Source organism: Marivita lacus (assembly GCF_014637725.1).
Taxonomy (GTDB): Bacteria; Pseudomonadota; Alphaproteobacteria; order Rhodobacterales; family Rhodobacteraceae; genus Marivita; species Marivita lacus.
On record NZ_BMFC01000007.1, the window covers coordinates 39,879 to 59,979 of the forward strand.

Genomic DNA, 20,101 nt, shown 5'->3' on the forward strand with positions numbered 1-20,101 from the left:
AGCAAAAAACTTAGGACCAGGAGGAATCAAAATGTCTAAGGGTGACAAGCAACGTGGCAATCGAGAAGTGAAAAAGCCGAAGAAGGTGAAGGAAAAGGTCATTGCGACAGCTGACTTTACGAAGGGCAAACTCGTGACCAATCTTGGTGAGCACAAAAAGAAATAGAGTGTCGTCGACAACGAGATTTACGACGCTTCCATACACGCCGCGCCTGACAGGCTACGGGTTCCCTTGAGAAATCGTTGCATAGGCCCGTCTGGGTCTATCATCGCTTCGCGCTCAGCACGGCGCCTGTCGAGGGCGTTCTCGCTGAGCGGGGTGGATGGTCAGACGGGAACCAATCCGGAAATGGGTGAACGGTTTTGGCCGCCATTTTTCCGATTGTATCAGGTGCGACAGACCGGCCGCGGTCGACAAATGGCATCTGGATGAGGTCGTCATCCCGATCAACGGCAGAAAACACTGGCTCTGGCGGGCGGTAGACGCGAACGGTGACGTGCTTGATGGTCTCGTTCAGCCACAACGCAACGCCAAAGCTGCGACACGTTTCCTCGCAAGGCTGACCAACCGGTCTGGTGAACCCCGTGTCGTGATCACGGACAAGTTGCGGAGCTATTTCAAACTGATCCGGGATCTCGCACCGTCCCCGGATCATTGCGCGCACAAGGGCTTTAACACCCGGACCTGCCATTGCCTAGGAGCCACCTAGCGAATGACCACCGCACCAGATCGCTCCATTTCGTCGATGCGATCCTCCGAAAACCCGTATTCAGACAGGATTTCTCGTCCATGCTGGCCGAGCGTCGGAGCGGGGCGGGTGACGCCTCCGGGTGTTCTACTGAATTTCAACGGTAACCCGATGGCCTTGACCGGACCAGCGATGGGATGGTCGGTCTCAACGATCATTTCCCTTGCCAGCGCCTGTTTGTCACGGTGCATCTCGCATACGTCCATCACGGGCCCGGCTGGCAGACCTGCCTCATCCATCAGGCGCAGCCAGTCCTGCGTGTCGCGCTTTTGCAGGTGTTCCTCGAGGATCGGCACCAGTTCGGCAAGATTCACAATCCGGTCTGCATTGCTGCCGAAACGTGGATCGTCCTGAAGCTCAATGGCCCCGATGACCTCCAGCAGGCGCATCCAGTTCCGTTGATTGGCTGCGCCGATATTGATCCAGCCGTCGCGCGCGCGGAAGGTTTGATACGGTGCGTTCAGTGGATGTGCTGAGCCGAGCGCGCCGGGTGCTTTGCCGGTTGCGAAGGCGATGGCTGATTGCCAATATGTCAGGGAAATGCCCGCCTCGAAAAGCGAGGTATCGACCATCTGGCCCTCGCCCGTGGCCTGCGCGTTGGAATAGGCTGCCACGCAGCCCAGGGCCGCCAAAAACCCTGCGGTGATATCGGCGATCGGCGCGCCGGGTTTGACCGGAGGACGACCAGGCCCTTCGCCTGTGATCGACATGAGACCCGACATGCCCTGCGCAATCAGATCGAACCCGCCACGTTCGGCATAGGGTCCGGTGCGGCCAAAGCCGCTGATTGCGCAATAGACCAGCTTTGGATTGCTCTTGCGCAGCGTCTCGTATCCAAGACCAAGCCGGTCCATCGTGTCGTGGCGGTAATTTTCGACCACGACATCGGCGCTGTCCAATAGAGTTCGCAGTATCTCGACGGCGTCTGGATCCTTGAGGTTCAGAGCAATGCCGCGCTTGTTGCGATTCATCATCATGAAGGCAGCGCTTTCGCCCTCGATGTCGGGAGGCAGAAAGCGGCGGCTGTCGTCGCCATCGGGTTTCTCGACCTTGATGACATCAGCGCCCATATCCGCCAGCATCATTCCGCAGGCAGGACCGGCCATGATATGAGCCAGTTCGATGACTTTCATTCCGGTCAGGGGGCCACCGTTGCTCATGTTCCGCTCCACTCGGGCTTGGTCTTGTTGAGGAAGGATTCGAGCCCGTGTTTGAAATCACGGCTCATGTAGCACATCGCGATCAGATCGCTGTCTTCGACGGCCAGCATCGCACGGTTGCGGCGCATGGCTTCCTTGGTCGCGCGTAACGTGAGCGGTGCCATGCCCGCAAGTTGATCGGCCAGTTCCCCGGCGCGCGCCATCAGCGCATCCTCGTCCGGCAGGATCTCTGATATCAGACCTGCTGCCTTGGCCTCATCGGCACCCATCAATCGCGCCGTGAAGATCATTTCACGTACGCGTCCTGCGCCCATCAATTCGCTGAGCCGCGCCAGATTGCGGGCGTTCAGGCAATTTCCGAGCGTGCGGGCAATCGGAAAACCGAATTTCAACGCGTCGCTTGCGATGCGGATATCGCAGGCCGCCGCGATAGATGCGCCGCCGCCGGTGCAGGCGCCGTTGATCGCGGCCACTGTCGGGACAGGGCAGCGGTCGACGGCGGTCAGCACGCGGTCAATCTCGGCTTCGTAATCCAGAGCGTCCTGCGCGGTCTCGAAGGCGCGGAATTGCGTCATGTCGGTGCCCGCCGCAAACGCCTTGCCGCCGGCACCGGAAACGACCATCGCGCGGATCGAGCCGTCGGTGGGCATCTCGTCGCAAAGCCGGGCCAGTTCGGTGTACATGGCAAAGGTCATGGCGTTGCGCGCTTCTGGGCGGTTGAACGTCACCCATAGGGTCGTGCCCCGCCGCTCCGACGAGATGTCGCTGGTCATATCCCGATATTCCTCCCGAATGCTGGATAATGTGACTGTCGCGGACGCGGTGCCGCGCTGGCGCTCAATCCTCGGCCGCGTCCTCCGAAACCACGTTGAGCGCCCTGATATGGGCCGCGTATTTGTTCATCATGTGTATCTTCATCAATTTGCCCAGACCCTCGGAATCGCGGACGCGCAGCTTTTCCATCATCTGCTCGTGTTCCCGGATGGCCTGTGCCCAGCGGTCATCCGACAGGTTGGCCATAAAGCGCGCCCGACGTACGCGGGACGCAAGAAGGCGATGATGCGTTTCAAGGATGTCGTTGCGTGCGCCTTCGATCAGAGCATTGTGGATGTCCTGATTTGCCTGAAAATAGGCTTTGCGATCCTTGACCCGATAGGCCTTGATCATGGTTGCATGGCGCTTCTCAATCTTTTCGATCTCTGCATCGGACAGGTTCTTACAGGCCAGTTCGCCAGCCAGTTCTTCCAGCACAGCGATGATCGGGAAGGTTTTTTCCAGTTCCTCGCGCGTCACTGTCGCGACGCGCGCGCCGCGATTTGCCTGCAACACGACCAGCCCTTCGGAGGCCAGCACCTTGAGCGCCTCGCGGAGCGGCGTTCGGGACACGCCGAAGGCTTCGCACAGGTATTTCTCGGGCACTTTCTCGCCGGGCTTCAGCGCGTCCTCGATAACAAGGTTGCGCAGTCGCTCTACGAGTTCTTCGTGCAGGGTAGGGCGGTGAATGGTCTCGGTCAGAGGCATAGTGTCCTCCTACTCGGAAAGGGCCATGTCGAGCAAGCGCGCGACATGGATCGCGCGCCGCGGCGTGCCATCGGCGATCTGGTGGCGGCAGGAGGTGCCATCGGCGACGATGATGGCACCCGTGGGGGCCGCCTCAAGCGCTGGGAAAAGGTCAAGATTGGCCATCTTGAGTGACACGTCTATGGTCTCGGGCGCATAGCCGAAAGCCCCCGCCATGCCGCAGCAGGAGCTTTCGATCAAGGTGACATCCGCCCCCGGAATGCGCTTTAACAGATCGAGCATCGGCGTCACCGCATCCTGCGCCTTCTGGTGGCAATGACCATGCACATAGATCAGCTGGTCGAGGGATTTCATCGGCAGATCGGCGCGTTTTGCGAGGAACTCCTCAAAAGTGTGGGTCGCTGCTGCCAGCGCGTCGGCCTCTGGTCCCGGGCATAGTGCGAGGAATTCGTCACGGAAGGTCAGGATCGATGAGGGCTCCAGACCCACGACCGGAATGCCGCGCGCGACCGCGTCCCGTGTTGCGCCGATCACGCGACGCGCCTCTGCCCGCGCCTCGTCGACGCAGCCGACGGCGAGCAGTGTGCGCCCACAATCAAGCGCCCGGCCGCTGTTATCCTTCGCCACTGCGACGCGCAGCCCGGCTGCGCGCAGCACGCGGAGTGCGGCGCGCAGGTTCTCAGGCTCGAAATACCGGTTGAAGACATCGGCGAAAAGCAGCACCTGCGCGTCGGCATCCTGTGCTTCGTCGTCACGGAACGGGGTCGAGGACCACACGGGCACGTCGCGACGATGCGAGATGCCGGTGATGCTTTCGGTCAGCTTGCGCACCGGCCCGATGCGGTTGCGCAGATTCATCAGCCTCGCGACCCTCGCGGCGTACGGCGCATAGCGCGGCAGATAGCCGACCAGCTTGTCGGCCAGTGTCAGGCCGTTTTCCCTCCGCCGCGCCGCCAACACTTCGATCTTCATGCGGGCCATGTCGACGCCGGTGGGGCATTCGCGGCGACACCCCTTGCACGACACGCAGTATTTCATTGTGTCGGCCATCGCGTCCGAGGTCAGGCCGCCGGGCATCTGGCCGCTGATGGCGAAACGCAGCGTGTTGGCTCGTCCGCGCGTCGCGTCGCGTTCGTTGCGCGTGGCGCGGAAGGAGGGGCACATGACGCCCCCCTTGAGTTTGCGGCAGGCGCCGTTGTTGTTGCACATCTCGACCGCGCCCTGAAAACCACCCGCAGCGCCAGGCCATGCGGACCAATCCAGGGCGGTCTCGAATTCCGGCACCTCGTAATTGGGGCCATAGCGGAACACCCGACGGTCATCCATCGCGGGGGCATGCACGATCTTGCCAGGGTTCATCACGCCATGTGGATCGAAGCGTGCCTTGACCTCCTCGAAGGCCGAAACGATGCGCTTGCCGAACATCTTTTCGTGAAACTCGGAGCGGACAATCCCGTCGCCATGTTCGCCGGAATGCGAGCCTTTGTAGTGCTTGACCAGGTCGAACGCCTCTTCTGCGATCGCGCGCATGGTTTGGACGTCCTTGTCCTGCCGCATGTTCAGCACTGGGCGCACATGCAGGCACCCGACCGAGGCATGGGCATACCATGTGCCCTTGGTGCCGTGGCGGGCAAAGATATCTGTCAGCCCTTGGGTATACTCTGCCAGATCCGGCAGCGCGACGGCGCAATCCTCGACAAAGGAAATGGGCTTGCCCGCCTCCTTCATCGACATCATCACATTGAGTCCTGACTTGCGGTATTCGGCGATCGCACCCTGCAGGGCATTGTCGATGACGTTCACAACGCCGCCCCAGGCTTGTCCGGTACCTGTAAAGGTGAAACCCAGATCCCCCATCAACTGCGACAGCTCGATCAGCTTGGCCGCGTTGCCGTCCGCGCTGCCTTCGGCGAACTCCACCAGCAGGAGCGCCGCCGGATCACCCTCGACAAAGGCCTCGATGGTCTTGCGAAACAGGGGAATGTCGCGGCCCAGCCCGATCATCGTGTCGTCGATCAACTCGACCCCTTGCGGGTTCAGTTTGACGAGATGCTGGGCCGCATCCATCGCGGCGTAGAAGGTCGGAAAATGGCACACGCCCGTGACCTTCTCGCCCGGCAGATGGGCAAGGCTCAGCTCGATCTCGGTGAAATAGGCCAGCGTGCCTTCGGAGCCGACCAGCAGATGGGCCATATTGACATCGTTGCCCACCAGCGCGTCGATATTGTAGCCCCCCACGCGGCGCTGCACCTTGGGAAAGCGCGCGTCGATCTCGTCGGCCTCGCGGTGCCCCAACGCGCGCATGTCTGCAACCAGATCGGCATAAGCCCCCGGTTCGGGTGCGGCGCCGTTGAACCGCGCCCTGGTACCGTCCGGCAGGATCGCCGAGATCGCGCGGACATTGTCACGCATGATGCCGAAGCGCAGGGATTTCCCACCGGAGGAATTGTTTGCAGCCATCCCTCCCAGTGTGCAGCGCGATGCGGTTGAGGGATCGACCGGGAACCAGAGACCATGCGGTTTGAGTGCGCGATTGAGCTCGTCCAGCACGAGACCGGGTTGCACCCTGGCGGTCAGGTTTTCGGTGTCGATGTCGAGAATGCTGTTCAGGTGCCGCGTGTTGTCGAGCACCACAGCCCGGTTCACCGTCTGGCCGCATTGCGACGTGCCACCACCTCGCGGCAGGATCGGCACTTCTTCTTCGCGGGCGACCTGCATTGCGGCCAGCACGTCTTCTTCGCTGCGCGGGATGACAACGACTTCGGGGATCATCTGGTAGATCGAGGCATCGGTTGCATAACGGCCGCGCGTGGCGGCATCACCCATCACCTCGCCCGAGACAGCGGCGCGTAAACGGCTGCCAAGACGTGTATTCTCACGCATCAGTTGAAAGACCTCCTCGCGGACCGGACCGCACGGTGCGGCCCCAAGTTTTTTATTGACTGCATTATGCATTCATAATTACCGTTTTGACAACAAACAAATGCGCCGACCCACGGTGCCCAAGGGAGGAACCGATTCGATGCGCCAAGCTGGCAGACACTTCTTGCAAATCCCCGGCCCGAGCGCGGTGCCGGACCGTATTCTCAAGGCCATCGGTCAGCAGACCATCGACCATCGCGGCCCTGATTTTGCCCAAGTGGGGCTGAAGGCGCTCGAAGGGATGAAGACGATCTTCAAGACAGAGCAGCATGTCTTTATCTTCCCGTCGTCGGGCACTGGCGCTTGGGAGGCCGCGCTGGTCAACAGTTGTTCGCCCGGCGACAAGCTGCTGATGTTCGAGACCGGCCATTTCGCATCTCTGTGGAACAAGATGGCGCGCAGGATCGGATTGGAGCCAGAATTCCTCGAAGGCGACTGGCGGGGTGGTGCCGAACCCGACAGGATCGAGGCGCGGCTGCGCGAAGACAAGGCTCACGAGATCAAGGCAGTCTGCGTGGTGCATAACGAAACCTCAACCGGATCGGTGTCGCCCATTGCCGAAGTGAGAAAGGCCATCGACGCGGCGGGTCACCCTGCATTGTTGATGGTTGATTCGATCTCGGGTCTCGCCTCCATCGATTTTCGCTTTGACGAATGGGGTGTGGATGTCTGTGTCTCGGGCTCGCAGAAGGGCCTGATGCTGCCGCCGGGGCTGAGTTTCAACGCGGTGAGCGCGCGTGCGCTGGAGCATTCGAAATCGGTCACCATGCCGCGCAGCTACTGGGACTGGCAGGACATGGTCGTCCCAAACCAGACAGGCTATTTCCCCTACACCCCCGGCACCAACCTGCTTTACGGCCTGAACGAGGCCATAGACATGCTGCACGAGGAAGGGCTGGACAACGTGTTTGCCCGCCATGCCCGTCATGGCGCAGCGACCCGAGCGGCGGTGCGCGCCTGGGGGCTCGAAACGCTCTGCATGCGTCAAGGACAGGAGTCCGGTGTACTCACTGCAGTCTTGATGCCGTACGGCCATTCCGCCGACGCGTTCCGCGCAACCACGCTCAAGCATTACGACATTTCGCTTGGCAATGGCCTGTCCAAGGTGGCTGACAAGGTGTTCCGCATCGGGCACCTGGGCGATTTCAACGATCTGATGCTGATGGCCACGCTGTCCGGTGTCGAAATGGGTCTGGCGCAAGCCGGTGTCCCGTATCACTCCGGCGGCGCTCAGGCCGCGATGGAGCATCTCAAGGAGACGACCGAAGAGCGGCTCGCCGCTGAATGAACAATGCCTCGGGAGGGGGGCATAAAGGGAGGAGAAACCTATGAAGATCAAAGCTGTAATCCTGGCCAGCGTGGCCAGCATCGTGATGCCGTTGGCCGCCAGTGCCGCGGACCTGACACTGCGCTTCGGCCATGTCGGCAATCCTGGATCGCTGTTCGAGGCTTCCGCCAACGCCTTTGCCGAATGCGCCAATGGCAAGCTGGGTGACCGGGCCGAGGTACAGACCTTTGGCTCGAGTCAGCTGGGCAATGACCGCGAACTCCTGCAGAAGCTCAAGCTCGGGCAGGTCGATTTCTCGTTGCCGTCCTCGGTGATGTCTTCGGTTGCGCCTGAATTCGGCGTGTTCGAAATGCCCTATATCGTTCAGGATCGGGACCACATGCGCCGCATCCAGGCCGAAGTCGGTGACACGTTCCAGGAGGCTGCACTTGCTGAAGGCTACCGGATCATCGGCTATTTCGAGAACGGCTTCCGCCACATCACCAACAACGTCCGTCCGATCAATGTGCCCGAAGACCTAAAGGGCATCAAGCTGCGCACACCGAACGGTGAATGGCGGGTCAAGATGTTCCAGCTCTACGGCGCCAACCCAAGCCCCATGGCCTTTTCCGAGGTCTTCACCGCTCTTCAAACGAATGTGATCGACGGGCAGGAAAACCCCTACGCTCAGATCGCCTCGGCCAAGTTCCAGGAAGTGCAGGAATATCTCTCGATTACCAACCATGTTTATACCCCAGGCTATGTTCTGGTGTCCGAAAACCGTTGGCAGGCGCTTCCCGAAGATGTGCGTGCCGATCTCGAGGCTTGCGGATCCGAGACCCAGGATTTCGTGTACGACCTTGCCGCAAAGCTTGATGAAGACCTCTTGCAGGTGATCCGCGATGCCGGGGTTGCGGTGAACGAGGCTGACCAAGCGGCCTTCGTTGCGGCTTCTGTACCCATCTACGAGGAATTCGCAAATACCATCGACGGCGGTGCGGAGCTGATTGAGCGTATCCGGAAGCTCGCATCGGGTTCCTGAGCAAAAGTGCAGGGGGTCAATCAAGACCCCCTGCACCATTTTCGACCACCAGACCAACAGCGTCATCAGACATCTCCGGGATACTGCCCGGCGGGGAACCCTCATGCTCACTTCACTGCGCAACTTCTTCGAATTCGTCCTCGAATATTTCGTTATTTTCCTGATGCTCATTCTGACCACCGTCGTCGTGGTGGCGGTGATATATCGCCTGATGGGTGCGAGCCTGGCCTGGTATGACGAAGTCGCGGCGATCCTGCTGGCCTGGATCACCTATTACGGCTCCGCGCTGGCAGCGCTGCGCCGTCGCCATATCGGGTTTGACAGCGTGCTCCTGTCGATCCCGATGCCCGCCCGCATGTGGGCGGTCGGGCTGGCCGAGGCGATCACCGCGGGCTTCTTCATCCTGCTGGCCTGGGCCGGCTTCGTCGTCATGTCGATCCTGGGCGGCATGTCGCTGACATCACTCACATGGGTGCCGATCAGCTTTACCCAGTCCGTCATTCCTCTTGGCGCGATCCTGTTCCTGATCTGCCAAGCGCTCAGCCTGCCGGATTACTGGCGCAAGACGGCCAATGGCGTGTCGCTTGAACATGCCGAAATCGAGGAAGAGGTCGAAACCGAAATGAAAAAGGCAGGACACATCTGATGCTGATGCTGGGTATCTTCGTCGCCATGGTCGCGATGATCTGTCTGAATGTTCCGATCGGTGTCGCGCTGGCGGTATCGGCGGTGTTGGGCCTGCTGGTGCTCGAGGGGGCGAACTCGCTCGTGAACGTCGCGCTCGACATGTATGGCGGCTCGACCAAATTCTCGCTCATCGCAATCCCGATGTTCGTGCTGGCAGGCGCTATCATGAATGCGGGTGGTATCACCGACCGTCTCATCAATTTTGTCGCCGCCCTCATCGGTTTCGTCCGGGGTGGCCTTGCGCATGTCAATATCGGTGTGTCGTTGTTCTTCGCGGAAATCTCGGGCTCCGCCGTTGCAGACGTGGCAGCGATGGGGTCTGTATTGATCCCGCAGATGAAGAAGCGCGGCTATTCTGCACCCTTTGCAGCGGCGGTCACGTCCTCCTCGGCTTCGCTCGCCATCATCATTCCCCCATCGATCCCGATGATCCTTTACGCCACATCTGCTAACGTGTCGGTGGAACAGCTCTTCGTCGCGGGCATTATCCCGGGGCTTATGGGCGCGGCGGGCCTGATGGGCGTGGCCTATTTCTTTGCCGTCAAATACGATCTTCCCCGCGAAGAGGCGTTCTCGGGCCGGGTGCTTTGGACCGCGTTCGTCGAGGCGCTGCCCACCTTCGCGCTGCCGATCATCATCCTGGGTGGCATCTTCGGCGGCTATGTCACTGCGACAGAGGCGGCGGGTCTTGCCGTGCTCGCGGCCATCGTGATCAGCCTGTGGTATCGGCAGGTCGATCTCAAACATCTCCAGCGCTCCATGCTGGATGGCGGGATGCAGACGGCCGTGGTGATGATCCTCGTCGCGGCATCGGTGGTCATGGGCGGCTTCCTGACCCGGGCACAATATCCGCAGGAATTGGCGCAGGCGATCCTGAGCATCACGGACAACAAGTGGTTGGTCCTTCTGATCCTCAACTTCTTCTTTCTCGTGATCGGGTTCTTCCTGCACTCGGCCGCCGCGATCATCCTCGTGGTTCCGATCGTGATCCCTCTGATCGACGCGGTGGGGATCAACCCGATTCATTTCGGGCTGGTGGTGACACTGAATCTTGCCATTGGGCAGCAGACGCCGCCCGTGGCCAGCGTTCTGATCACTGCCTGCGCAGTGGCGCGGGCCAATATCTGGGACGTGACAAAGGTCAACATCTACTTCATCGCAGTTCTTTTGACGGTGCTGCTGATGTGCACGTACATTCCGGCGATCCCACTCTTCCTCGTGGATTACTTCTACGGTTGAGACAAAGCGGCCCCGTCGCAGTGCTGACGGGGCCGTCTCAAAAAACGAAAGACACCGCATGAACCTCAACCTTGCCAATGACCTGATCGCGACCGCGCTCGATTATCGCCGTGCTCATGGTCTCAAGCCGCTGACAATCGCGGTAATTGATGCCGGCGGGCACCTCGTCGCGCTGCAACGCGAAGATGGCACAAGCAACCTGCGCGCCGCGATTGCGCAGGGCAAGGCAAAGGGCGCTGTTGCCATGGGACTGGGGTCGCGGGCATTGTTCATCCGTGCGCAAGAGCAGCCTTATTTCATCGACGCGATGAACGCGCTTAACTGTGGCGCACTCGTGCCAGTACCCGGCGGTGTGTTGATCAAGCGGGACGGAGCCCTGATCGGTGCGATCGGCATTACCGGGGACAGTTCGGACAACGACGAAACCTGCGCCGTCGCGGCCATAGAGGCGCAGGGCCTGACGGCGGAAACCGGGTGATGCACCACCTGCGCCAGCCTCCTATCACCACTTGAATTGACGTTTCGCTGCCTCGGATTCCAACTTCAATGACGAACCCGCTTTATGACGCCCTGTTCGCGCCGCATGAAGGTACAACGACCCCGTTCCTGTATCTTGCGGACGGCCGGAGGTTGTCTCACGACGACTTTCAGCAGCAGGCCGGCAGGATGGCAAATGCGCTGTCCTCGTTGGGCATCGGACCGGGGGATCGCGTAGCGGTCCATGTGCAGAAGTCACCGGAGGCGCTTGTTCTGTATGCCGCCTGCGTCATGGCAGGCGCTGTCTTTTTGCCGCTCAATACGGCCTATACGTCGCGTGAGCTGGACTATTTCGTCACCGACAGCGGTGCAGCGCTCTTTGTCTGCGATCCGTCTGAGGAAGGGGCGCTGAGCGACATCGCTGACGGGGCAGGGGCCATTCAAAAGACGCTTGGGCTGGGCGGGGAGGGGTCCCTGACCGATCTTGCAAATGCTCAGAGCGCCACATTTGCCGCGGTGCCGCGTTCGGAAGACGATCTGGCGGCGCTGCTCTACACGTCGGGAACCACCGGGCGCTCCAAAGGTGCGATGCTCACGCATAAAAATCTGCTGTCGAACGCCGAGGCGCTGGTCAACGCCTGGCAATTCACGGAAAGGGACGTGCTGCTTCACGCGTTGCCGATCTTTCACAGCCACGGGCTCTTCGTGGCGACGAACGTGATGCTGCTTTGTGGCGGGGCAATGATTTTCCTGCCAAAATTCGATCTGGAAACCGTGCTGAACCGCTTGCCGCAGGCGACGACCATGATGGGCGTTCCGACCTTCTATACCCGGCTTTTGGACGATCAGCGCTTCAATCGCGATCTTGCCGCGCATATGCGGCTTTTCATCTCCGGTTCCGCCCCGCTTCTTGCCGAAACGCATCGGCAGTTCGAGGCGCGTACCGGGCACCGCATCCTCGAACGTTACGGCATGACCGAAACCTCGATGAACACGTCGAACCCGTTTGACGGCGAGCGGCGCGCCGGAACGGTAGGCTTTCCGCTGCCAGGAGTAGAAGTGAAGGTTTGCGATCCCGAGACCGGCGCCGAACTTCCGCGCGCAGAGATCGGGGTGCTCTGGGTACGCGGGCCCAACGTCTTCAGGGGATACTGGAACATGCCCGAAAAGACCCGTGAGGAGCTGCGCGAGGACGGGTTCTTTATCACCGGGGATCTCTCGCTGATCGATGATGACGGATATGTGCATATCGTTGGGCGGGGCAAGGATCTCATTATCTCGGGCGGGTTCAACATTTATCCCAAGGAAATCGAGCTTTTCCTCGATGCACTGCCAGGCGTGAAAGAAAGCGCAGTGATCGGCGCGCCACACCCGGATTTAGGCGAGAGCGTCATCGCTGTCCTCGTTCCCGAAACAGGCGCAACGCTCGACCTTGCAGACGTGGATGCGGTGGCAAAGCGCGATCTGGCGGGCTTCAAGCGTCCTCGACACATTGAAGTGGTAGAAGCCTTGCCGCGCAATACGATGGGAAAGGTCCAGAAAAACGAGCTTCGCGACAGGTTCGCGGCCACGTTTCAGACGGAATGATCTCAAGGCAGTGCCGAAAGAGTTGGACTGTCACCGTTCTGCGTTGGATGCCCTTCCGTAGTGAAGGGGTCATCTCCAACATGAGAGGAGCGCTCACACGTCTCCATCCCTTGCACGTGTCCAGCGATAAAGCCAAACTGGGCTCGCCGCTGCTCCGCTGTTGTCCCGTAGAACAAGACGCAAGTCGACGGTGTCGATGTCACCGGGCGCGAGAAGGAATGTCATCCGTGTCCCGCGACCATCCGGCAAAAGATACAGGCTTTTCCCGGAAATTTCGCCCGTCGTCGCCGAGAGATCCGGCGAAAGCCCTGTTGCGGCGCCCGCGAAATCCACGACGAAGCGCCGTGTGCCCGGGCGGTCATGTTCGCGGCCACTTCTGCTTTGACGGATTGGCAACGGTGAGAGGATTGGCGGTGCCGCCCGTGTCCAGCTCAGTCGGTATGCGAACCTGTGTTCGCTTCCTGCGGCCAATGGATCCAAAGGTCGCCAGAAGGCGACGATGTTGTCCATGAATTCATCCCCGGTGGGGATCTCGACCAACATGACGGCACCGGACCCCCAGTCGTCCAGAGGTTCGACCAAGGCGGAAGGGCGATCATGATACCGCGCCTCGCTGTCCTGGAAATCCTCGAAGGTGCGCGCGGTTTGCCAAAGCCCGAAAGCCTCTGGTCCGTTGTCAAGGAACGCCGAGGTTTCAACTCGTGCCGGATTGGCGATCGGTCTCCAGACCTCCTCGCCGCCACCTGTCTTGATCACAAGAACATCACTGTCATGCACGCGTGGGCGGAAATCGTCCGAAACGGCAGAGCGCATCGGACCCTTGAGATACATCGAGGTCAGCGGGGCAACACCGATATCGGCAATCTCGCGGCGCGGCATAAGCGTGACCGCAATGTCCATCACCGTGTCCGTGCCGGGACGCAGCGTCATGTCCAGATGCCCTGCGAGAGACGGGCTGTCGATCACCGCCTCCATTCGAACGGCGCCGTCTTGTTCGCCGTGCAAGCGTAACCGGGTGAAGCGGGGAAATTCCTCGGGCACCGGACCACCTGTGCCTAAGGCCACGGCGCGTGCCGACAGGCCGTAGGCCATGGCTTGTCCGATGGCGCGGAAATAGCTGGCGCCCTGTACGACAAGCACTTCGTCCAGCGTGTCTGCCCTGTTCAGGGGGTAGCGCAGTCGGAGTCCGGAAAAACCTGCTCCTGGCGATGTCTCGGGAATGGAGTCGAAATAGCGTGGCTCGAATGTGAAAAGGTCTGGAGACACTGGCAGCCTCGCGAAACCGGTTTCAGTCGGCAACTCGATTTCTACCGGGTGCTGGAAATATAGTCCCGGTGGAAGCAAATCGACGGCGTAGTCCGGGCCAAGGGGCAACATCGCAGCCTTCCCAAGCACCGGACGTATTCCCCTGTAGGCATCATAGCTCAACCCATCGAAAGGCGGTGGTAGCTCGCTTGCAGGCGGCACATAGACGGATGTGGCAAGGGCGCGGGCTTCCGCGAGAAGGGTTTGAGGTGTCGTTTGCGCCGAAACCCGCGCCGACCCCAAGGCCAAAGCGGCGACTGAGGATGCCAGAAAACTCCGCCGTTTCATGGTTTTGCGCCCCGATCAAGCCAGCCAAGCAATATCGGTGCGTTCAACATGGGCAGAGCGACAGGCAAAAGCCAGAGGGCCGATGATGCCGGCTCGGTCAGGAATGCCACTCCCAACAATGCAGCCCCGAAGGCAACCTCGGGTACCCCGCGCCACATTCGCAGGCGTGAGAAGCTTGGCGACTTCCAGCCGCAATCCCGACCAGCGAGGACGGACAGGACCGAACCGCTTTGCCGCAGCATCATCAAGGGCGCGATCAACGTGGAGAGGACCAGTTCCAAAATACTCGCACGAAGAAAAAGCCTGCGCCGCGAAAAGGTCCGTGCGCGTGCGAACCAATAGCCAAGCGCGCAGAGCTTCGGCAGCAGGATGATTGCGGTGACCATGAGATAGGGCAGGGCACCTTCGACCCGCACTGCACCTGTGGCAACCAGTAGCACCAGTGCAAGCCAGACCGGCGCAGCAAGATAGCTTGCGATGCCAGAAGCCAGATGAAGTCTGCTGACAACGTCTAGGCCTGGCTCGGCAATCAGACGAATATGCTGCAGGTTGCCTTGGCACCAGCGACGGTCACGTTTGTGAAATTCTGCCAAGGTCTGCGGGCCGTCTTCTGCGCTGCCCCAGGTCTCTGGATCAAGCTCGATCGCCCATCCTGCGCGCCGCATCCAAGCCGCCTCAATGAAGTCATGGCTTAGCGGTGGCCCTCCAAAGGGCGCGCGTCCTGACAGGACTGGAAGTTGCGCTGCGCTGCGAAAAGCGGCAATCCGCATGATCGCATTGTGGCCCCAGTAATTTCCGGCTTCTCCTGACCAGGCGGCCAGACCGCGCCCGAAATTCTGTGACAAGAGACGCGATGCCGCCCTCTGGTGTCGGCCGAAATGGCTGCGCCCCGGCAGGAGTGTCATGCCTGCCTGCAAGAGACCCAGACGCGGCTTGCTTTCCAGCCGGTAGATCAAGCTCATAATCCGTGCTTCAGACATCCGACTGTCAGCATCCAGAACGAGCATGTAGGCATACCCGCCTGAGTGTGACGCGAGCCAGTCCGCGATGTTGCCGGGCTTGCGACCAATGTTTTGCGCGCGCCGCCGGTATGTGACCGTGCCGTCTTCGATAAGTTGGCTCAGCGCTGTTTCCTCTGCCGCTATTTGGTCAGGGTCGCTTGTGTCGGACAGCACGAAGATTTCAGCAGCCTGCCCGAAACCCTGATCGTTCAAGCCACGACGCAATCCCGAAAGATACTTTGCCAAAGGGTGCGCATTCTCTCCGCACAGCAGGACAAGAACAGCCGTCTTTTCCACAGGTCGCCAATCGCTTGGTGGCGAAATGGGTGCCGTCCGCTGTTGCATCAAACCCAAGACAGAGGTGGCCGCTCCGCCGGAAATCCATATCCCACCGAGGCCGATCAACACCAAAGCGATCAGGGACGCGCCCGTCCATTCCACAAGGCTCCATGCGAAGATCGTGGAAATGCAGGCCGCACCAAGCACCGTCAGGACCAACTGGGCCAAAAGCCATCCAACTCCGGGGCGTTCGAGCTTGTCGGAGTGGGTCAGGTTGGTGCGCACATTGATCTCTGCCACGGACATTTTTAGGTCAGGTTCCTTTGTTGGGGTGAAAAGCTTGTGATTGGAGATGTGGAAGACAGGGTTGCGTCTTGCCGCAGCAGACCAGGTCTAGCTGTGGCACCAATTAGCGAGTGCCACCGCCAACCGGTGGCCACATGCGAGAAAAAACGCCATCCTGCTTTACCATAGTATGAAACAAGGCCGCGCCGATGTGCATTGCTATCAAAGCCATCAACAAGAGCCCGAATCCGTAATGCACCGTTTTTGCAACCTCCGCCAGTGCTTCCGATCGCGGCACTAGCGACGGAATGTTCAGGGCATCAAGGCTCTCGATCGGAAAGCCACCGGCTTTGACACGCACATAGCCAGCGATTGGAACAACGAATAGCAAGGCGTACATAGCCTTGTGCGTAAGCTCCGCGATACGTACCTGAATTGCTGTGAGGCTTGAGGGCTTGGGCGGCGGCGGATTTCTAAGACGCCAAAGCAGCCGCACAACGATGAGAAGGAGCAACAGAACGCCAACATTCTTGTGGTAGATGAACAGCCAATTCTGAAAGCTGCGATCAAGGCCGGGCTGCACCATGATCAACCCAGCCGGGATGGTGAGAAGGATCAGCACAGCCATCAGCCAATGCAATCCACGCGCCGGTCCCGTATATCTTGACTGCGTCATCCCATCCGCCTTTGCTTCCTTAAAGCGAACTAGGTCCAGACCTTTGCACTTCAAGAAGGTCCTCAATGGCTTGACTGGCGCTATTGCACGCTACAATCATCCGAATGCGCAAGATGCAGCCCAGCAGTTTCACTTCAGATCACGCCCCGCTCATGTCGTGGACACGAGGGGCCGTTGGTCAATTCGTGCTTGCTGCGGTGTGTTTGGGTCTTCTGACAGGCGCGCTGACAGGGGCATTGTTCGGCCCGGTATATGCCGCGATCGCTCTGGCTGCGATGAGCGTGGGCGGTGCACTGGCCACCGCACTCATGCGACGCGGCTATCCGCATTATGATCTCGGTCCCTGCAATCTCGTTACGCTTATCAGATTGGCCCTTACATCCACTCTTGTGGCAGCGCTCGTCGTGCCGATTTCCGGATGGATTGTGCTTGGCATAGCGCTGTGTGCCTTGGCTCTGGATGGAATAGACGGATGGTTGGCACGTCTTGGCGGCCATGTTTCGGATTTTGGCGCACGCTTCGACATGGAAGTCGATGCAGCGCTGGGATTGGTCCTCGCACTGCTGGCATGGGCGTCTGAAGCTGTGGGTGCGGTTGTGCTGCTGCTCGGTCTGCCTCGGTATGTCTTCGTGGCTGCCTCTGCAATCTGGCCATGGCTTGCAAATCCACTGCCCGAAAGGTTGGGACGCAAGATTGTGTGCGTGATCCAGATCATGGCCTTGGTGATCCTGCAGGCCCCGGTTGTCGATGGTCCGTTGGCATCCGCGATCCTCATGACCGCGTCGGTCGCGCTTGTCTGGTCGTTTGGGCGGGATGTACGCTGGCTGTGGCGGGCGCGTCCATGACCGGCCTGATCTGGCGGCCCCTCGTTGCGGCCGCAATCCTTTATCTTGTGTTGATCCAGCCAAATCACCCAGACGCGATGACCTGGGGCGCCTTGCTTGCCTTCCCTTTGGAGTGGCCTGCAATTCTACTGGGTCTGATGGCATTCGGAGCAAGCCGCGCGGGGCAAGTGGTGCGCGGTGTACTGGTTACGGTCTTGGTTCTGATCGCTGTGCTCAAGGCTGCCGATTTCGCGATGTTCTCGGCCTTGTCCCGGGGATTCAACCCGGTGTCAGACCTCGCGCTGGTTGAGGCCGGTGCACGGCTGTTGACGGGTACGGTCGGACCGGTCCTCGCTGTTGTTGCACTGGTTGCTGCGGTGGTGGTGATCTGCGCTGTCTCTGCATTGCTTTGGTGGTCAACGGGTGTTTGGGCCGCCATGGGATCAAGAAAACTGCTCTTCAAAGGCCTGACCGGTAGTGCTGCGCTGCTGTCAGCTGGCGTTGCGGCCGCTGAAATTGGAGACACGCTCGGACGGTGGAGCCTGCCTGCCGATATTCCCGGCTCTGCGTTTTCCGCGCGGGTCGGCATCGAACGCATTGAGATGGTACGCTCGACGCTGATCGACCTGAGGGAATTTTCAAAGGCCGCTGCAAATGATCCGTTTGTCGGGATCGATGGCATGCTGAATGCAATTGACCGGGACGTCATCGTCGTTTTCGTCGAGAGCTATGGCCGCACAAGTCTCGACACGCCTCTCTTTTCAGACCTTCATCGCGAAACGCTCGAACGTGGCCAGGAGGATCTTGCTTCGCGTGGGCTTTCCATGGCGTCGGGGTTTCTGGCCTCGCCAACCAGAGGCGGGCAAAGCTGGCTGGCACATGCGACCCTTGCCAACGGCCTCTGGGTCAACGACCAGTCCCGCTATGGCGCAGTGCTGGCGTCAAACCGCAAGACGCTGTTCCACTTTGCGGCGGACGCGGGCTTTCACACGGCTGCGGTGATGCCTCAAATCACGCTCGATTGGCCCGAGAGCGTGGTCATGGGCTTTAAGACCATTCTTGCAGCTTCGGACCTCGGATATGGAGGGCTGAGTTTCAATTGGGTGACAATGCCCGACCAGTTCACGTTTGCCGCCATGGATCGCCTTTTGCGCACCGAACGTGTTGATGACAGGCCGTTCTTCATACAGGTGGCCACCGGATCGTCGCATGCCCCTTGGGTGCCCGTGCCGGACCTTGTTGCGTGGGACGACATTGGCGAAGGCAGTATTTTTGATCCAATGGCATTGGCGGGAGAGCCGCCGGACGTCGTGTGGCGTGATCGGGACCGGGTGCGGGCGCAGTACCGCCTGGCCATCGACTATGCCTTGCGCGTCGTTCTGTCCTACGCTGCGCTCCATGCTGAAAATCCTCCCTTGCTGATCGTGATGGGTGATCATCAGGCCGCCGGGTTTGTTGCCCTCGACGAACGGTCGGATGTGCCGATCCATGTCATCGGCCCCGACGATCTGGTCAACCGAGCAGCCAAGGATTGGGGGCTGACCAAAGGTCTTATTCCGTCAACCAATGCACCTGTGGTTCCCATGAACCAGATGCGGGATCGTATTCTGCAGAGTTTCACCGATCCTGCGCAGGACGGGAGAGGCTAGCGCATGGTACGGGTCCTGAGAGTTGGCCTTCAGTTCGCTGTCGCCATTGGGCTGCTGGTCCTGCTTTGGCGTGTGGCGGATGGACAAAGCGCGGTTGACCATCTTGTCACTGCAGAGCTCGCTTGGCTTTTGGCGGCTTTGGTTGCGTTGACTGGACAGCTCGTGCTGTCCGCGCTTCGCTGGCAATTGACCGCAGCGCAACTGGGCCTCGTTCTGACCAGACAGCAGGCTGTCCGGGAATATTATCTCTCTCAGGTCGTGAACCAGCTTCTCCCCGGAGGTGTGCTCGGCGATGTTGGCAGGGCAGTTCGCGCACGCGCGCAGGCGGGATTGGTCATTTCCGGCCAAGCCGTGCTTTTCGAGCGACTGGTCGGGCAGGTTGCACTTGTCCTGCTCTTTGGTGCCGCGGTTCTTGGCACATGGGCCGTTCCTGGGGGATTCGACTTGCCAGCTTCGATCCAATTTCCGGTTTTTGTGACTCTGGCGGCGGCGATCCTGACCGGAATTGGCGCAGCAACCGCGAGTCCAAGCCTGCCAACGAAGACAAGCACAGCGCTTGCAGCATTCATGGCGAACTTCCGGCGGGCAGTGTGGGCCCGTGAAGTCCGGCACCGACAGGTCTTGCTCAGCATTGGCACCGTGGTTCTCAACATCGCGGCTTTTGCCTGTTGTGCGGCAGCCGTCGGCGTGATGCTCGCGCCGGCCACGGCCATGGTTTTGGTTCCGCTGATCCTGTTTACGATGCTGATCCCGATCACGGTCAGTGGCTGGGGCCTGCGTGAAGGCGCGACAGCAGTCCTTCTGCCACTTGCAGGTGCCACGGCGGCCGAGGGTTTCGCGGCAAGCGTTGCGTTTGGCCTTGTCGTTCTCTTGTCGGCGCTTCCGGGTGTTGTTGTTGCCGGTCTTGCGACCGTCGCCAAACCAGTGAGCCCTTAGCGTCAAGCGCCCTTGCTGCTGGACGCGGTGTAAACACAGCCCATATCCTTGATCGACGTAGATTTTTTCCAGACCATGGAGCACGAAGACCATGCCCCTCCGAACTGCCGCATTTGCTGTTCCAGGTGACCTGCAGACTTTGACAGGGGGATATATCTACGATTTGCGCTTGCTGACTGGGCTTCGCGGTCTTGGGTGGGACATCAC

Annotated in this window: 17 protein-coding genes and 1 pseudogene; 11 read left to right on the plus strand and 7 right to left on the minus strand. The window is 60.2% G+C overall.

Translation table 11 applies throughout. The features are described from left to right. The first annotated feature begins 31 nt into the window (after positions 1 to 31). Entirely contained in the window at positions 32 to 166 is a 135-nt protein-coding gene (locus tag IEV82_RS23915; RefSeq protein ID WP_268236119.1) for a hypothetical protein, read from the plus strand. A 1-nt stretch (position 167) separates the two neighbouring features. Continuing rightward, positions 168 to 677: pseudogene (locus IEV82_RS13800) on the plus strand (IS6 family transposase); the annotation flags it as partial. Positions 678 to 706: 29 nt separating this feature from the next. Here IEV82_RS13800 and IEV82_RS13805 read toward each other — a convergent pair. From IEV82_RS13805 to IEV82_RS13820, 4 genes are all read right to left on the minus strand, one after another. Then, positions 707 to 1,909 carry a CaiB/BaiF CoA transferase family protein gene (locus IEV82_RS13805; RefSeq protein WP_188482622.1) on the minus strand — a complete coding sequence of 401 codons (1,203 nt, stop codon included), beginning with the start codon at positions 1,907 to 1,909 and terminating at the stop codon, positions 707 to 709. Next, positions 1,906 to 2,682: an enoyl-CoA hydratase/isomerase family protein gene (locus tag IEV82_RS13810; RefSeq protein WP_188482623.1), complete on the minus strand. Its 777-nt coding sequence runs from the start codon at positions 2,680 to 2,682 to the stop codon at positions 1,906 to 1,908. The genes IEV82_RS13805 and IEV82_RS13810 overlap by 4 nt, the downstream gene beginning before the upstream one ends. 64 nt (positions 2,683 to 2,746) lie before the next feature. After that, positions 2,747 to 3,430 carry a GntR family transcriptional regulator gene (locus IEV82_RS13815; protein ID WP_188482624.1) on the minus strand — a complete coding sequence of 228 codons (684 nt, stop codon included), beginning with the start codon at positions 3,428 to 3,430 and terminating at the stop codon, positions 2,747 to 2,749. Positions 3,431 to 3,439: 9 nt separating this feature from the next. Continuing rightward, a complete protein-coding gene (locus IEV82_RS13820) occupies positions 3,440 to 6,313 on the minus strand; it encodes an FAD-binding and (Fe-S)-binding domain-containing protein (RefSeq protein WP_188482625.1) in 2,874 nt (957 codons plus the stop codon). A 139-nt stretch (positions 6,314 to 6,452) separates the two neighbouring features. On the opposite strand from IEV82_RS13820, the gene IEV82_RS13825 reads away from it, so the two are divergent. The 6 genes from IEV82_RS13825 to IEV82_RS13850 all read left to right on the plus strand — a co-directional run bounded on the left by IEV82_RS13825 (position 6,453) and on the right by IEV82_RS13850 (position 12,651). Continuing rightward, positions 6,453 to 7,640, plus strand: coding sequence for a pyridoxal-phosphate-dependent aminotransferase family protein (locus IEV82_RS13825; RefSeq protein ID WP_229747801.1), 1,188 nt, complete (start codon positions 6,453 to 6,455; stop codon positions 7,638 to 7,640). 40 nt (positions 7,641 to 7,680) lie between these two features. Beyond that, positions 7,681 to 8,661 (plus strand): TRAP transporter substrate-binding protein, encoded by a 981-nt coding sequence (locus IEV82_RS13830; protein WP_188482627.1) that lies wholly within the window; start codon positions 7,681 to 7,683, stop codon positions 8,659 to 8,661. 103 nt (positions 8,662 to 8,764) lie between these two features. Beyond that, positions 8,765 to 9,307, plus strand: coding sequence for a TRAP transporter small permease (locus tag IEV82_RS13835; protein WP_188482628.1), 543 nt, complete (start codon positions 8,765 to 8,767; stop codon positions 9,305 to 9,307). After that, positions 9,307 to 10,587 (plus strand): TRAP transporter large permease, encoded by a 1,281-nt coding sequence (locus tag IEV82_RS13840; protein ID WP_188482629.1) that lies wholly within the window; start codon positions 9,307 to 9,309, stop codon positions 10,585 to 10,587. The genes IEV82_RS13835 and IEV82_RS13840 overlap by 1 nt, the downstream gene beginning before the upstream one ends. A gap of 58 nt (positions 10,588 to 10,645) precedes the next feature. Further along, the gene (locus tag IEV82_RS13845) at positions 10,646 to 11,065 is read left to right on the plus strand and encodes a GlcG/HbpS family heme-binding protein (RefSeq protein ID WP_188482630.1); all 420 of its coding nucleotides are present in this window, start codon (positions 10,646 to 10,648) and stop codon (positions 11,063 to 11,065) included. Positions 11,066 to 11,133: 68 nt separating this feature from the next. After that, a complete protein-coding gene (locus IEV82_RS13850; RefSeq protein WP_188482631.1) occupies positions 11,134 to 12,651 on the plus strand; it encodes a malonate--CoA ligase in 1,518 nt (505 codons plus the stop codon). Positions 12,652 to 12,744: 93 nt separating this feature from the next. Here the strand turns inward: IEV82_RS13850 and IEV82_RS13855 are convergent, their stop codons facing one another. The 3 genes from IEV82_RS13855 to IEV82_RS13865 all read right to left on the minus strand — a co-directional run bounded on the left by IEV82_RS13855 (position 12,745) and on the right by IEV82_RS13865 (position 16,485). Further along, positions 12,745 to 14,244: an OpgD/OpgG family glucan biosynthesis protein gene (locus IEV82_RS13855; protein ID WP_188482632.1), complete on the minus strand. Its 1,500-nt coding sequence runs from the start codon at positions 14,242 to 14,244 to the stop codon at positions 12,745 to 12,747. Continuing rightward, positions 14,241 to 15,830 carry a glucans biosynthesis glucosyltransferase MdoH gene (gene mdoH / locus IEV82_RS13860; RefSeq protein ID WP_188482633.1) on the minus strand — a complete coding sequence of 530 codons (1,590 nt, stop codon included), beginning with the start codon at positions 15,828 to 15,830 and terminating at the stop codon, positions 14,241 to 14,243. Before mdoH ends, IEV82_RS13855 begins: the two co-directional genes overlap by 4 nt. A 103-nt stretch (positions 15,831 to 15,933) precedes the next feature. After that, positions 15,934 to 16,485: a cytochrome b gene (locus IEV82_RS13865; RefSeq protein ID WP_188482634.1), complete on the minus strand. Its 552-nt coding sequence runs from the start codon at positions 16,483 to 16,485 to the stop codon at positions 15,934 to 15,936. Between the two features lie 152 nt (positions 16,486 to 16,637). Here IEV82_RS13865 and IEV82_RS13870 point away from each other — a divergent pair, with 152 nt between their 5' ends. Genes IEV82_RS13870 through IEV82_RS13880 form a run of 3 tightly spaced genes read left to right on the plus strand, consistent with a single transcriptional unit; the run spans position 16,638 to position 19,894 of the window. Then, positions 16,638 to 17,330 carry a CDP-alcohol phosphatidyltransferase family protein gene (locus tag IEV82_RS13870; protein ID WP_188482635.1) on the plus strand — a complete coding sequence of 231 codons (693 nt, stop codon included), beginning with the start codon at positions 16,638 to 16,640 and terminating at the stop codon, positions 17,328 to 17,330. Next, positions 17,327 to 18,958 carry a sulfatase-like hydrolase/transferase gene (locus IEV82_RS13875; protein WP_188482636.1) on the plus strand — a complete coding sequence of 544 codons (1,632 nt, stop codon included), beginning with the start codon at positions 17,327 to 17,329 and terminating at the stop codon, positions 18,956 to 18,958. Before IEV82_RS13870 ends, IEV82_RS13875 begins: the two co-directional genes overlap by 4 nt. 3 nt (positions 18,959 to 18,961) lie before the next feature. Then, positions 18,962 to 19,894: a lysylphosphatidylglycerol synthase transmembrane domain-containing protein gene (locus IEV82_RS13880; protein ID WP_188482637.1), complete on the plus strand. Its 933-nt coding sequence runs from the start codon at positions 18,962 to 18,964 to the stop codon at positions 19,892 to 19,894. The last annotated feature ends 207 nt before the right edge of the window (positions 19,895 to 20,101 follow it).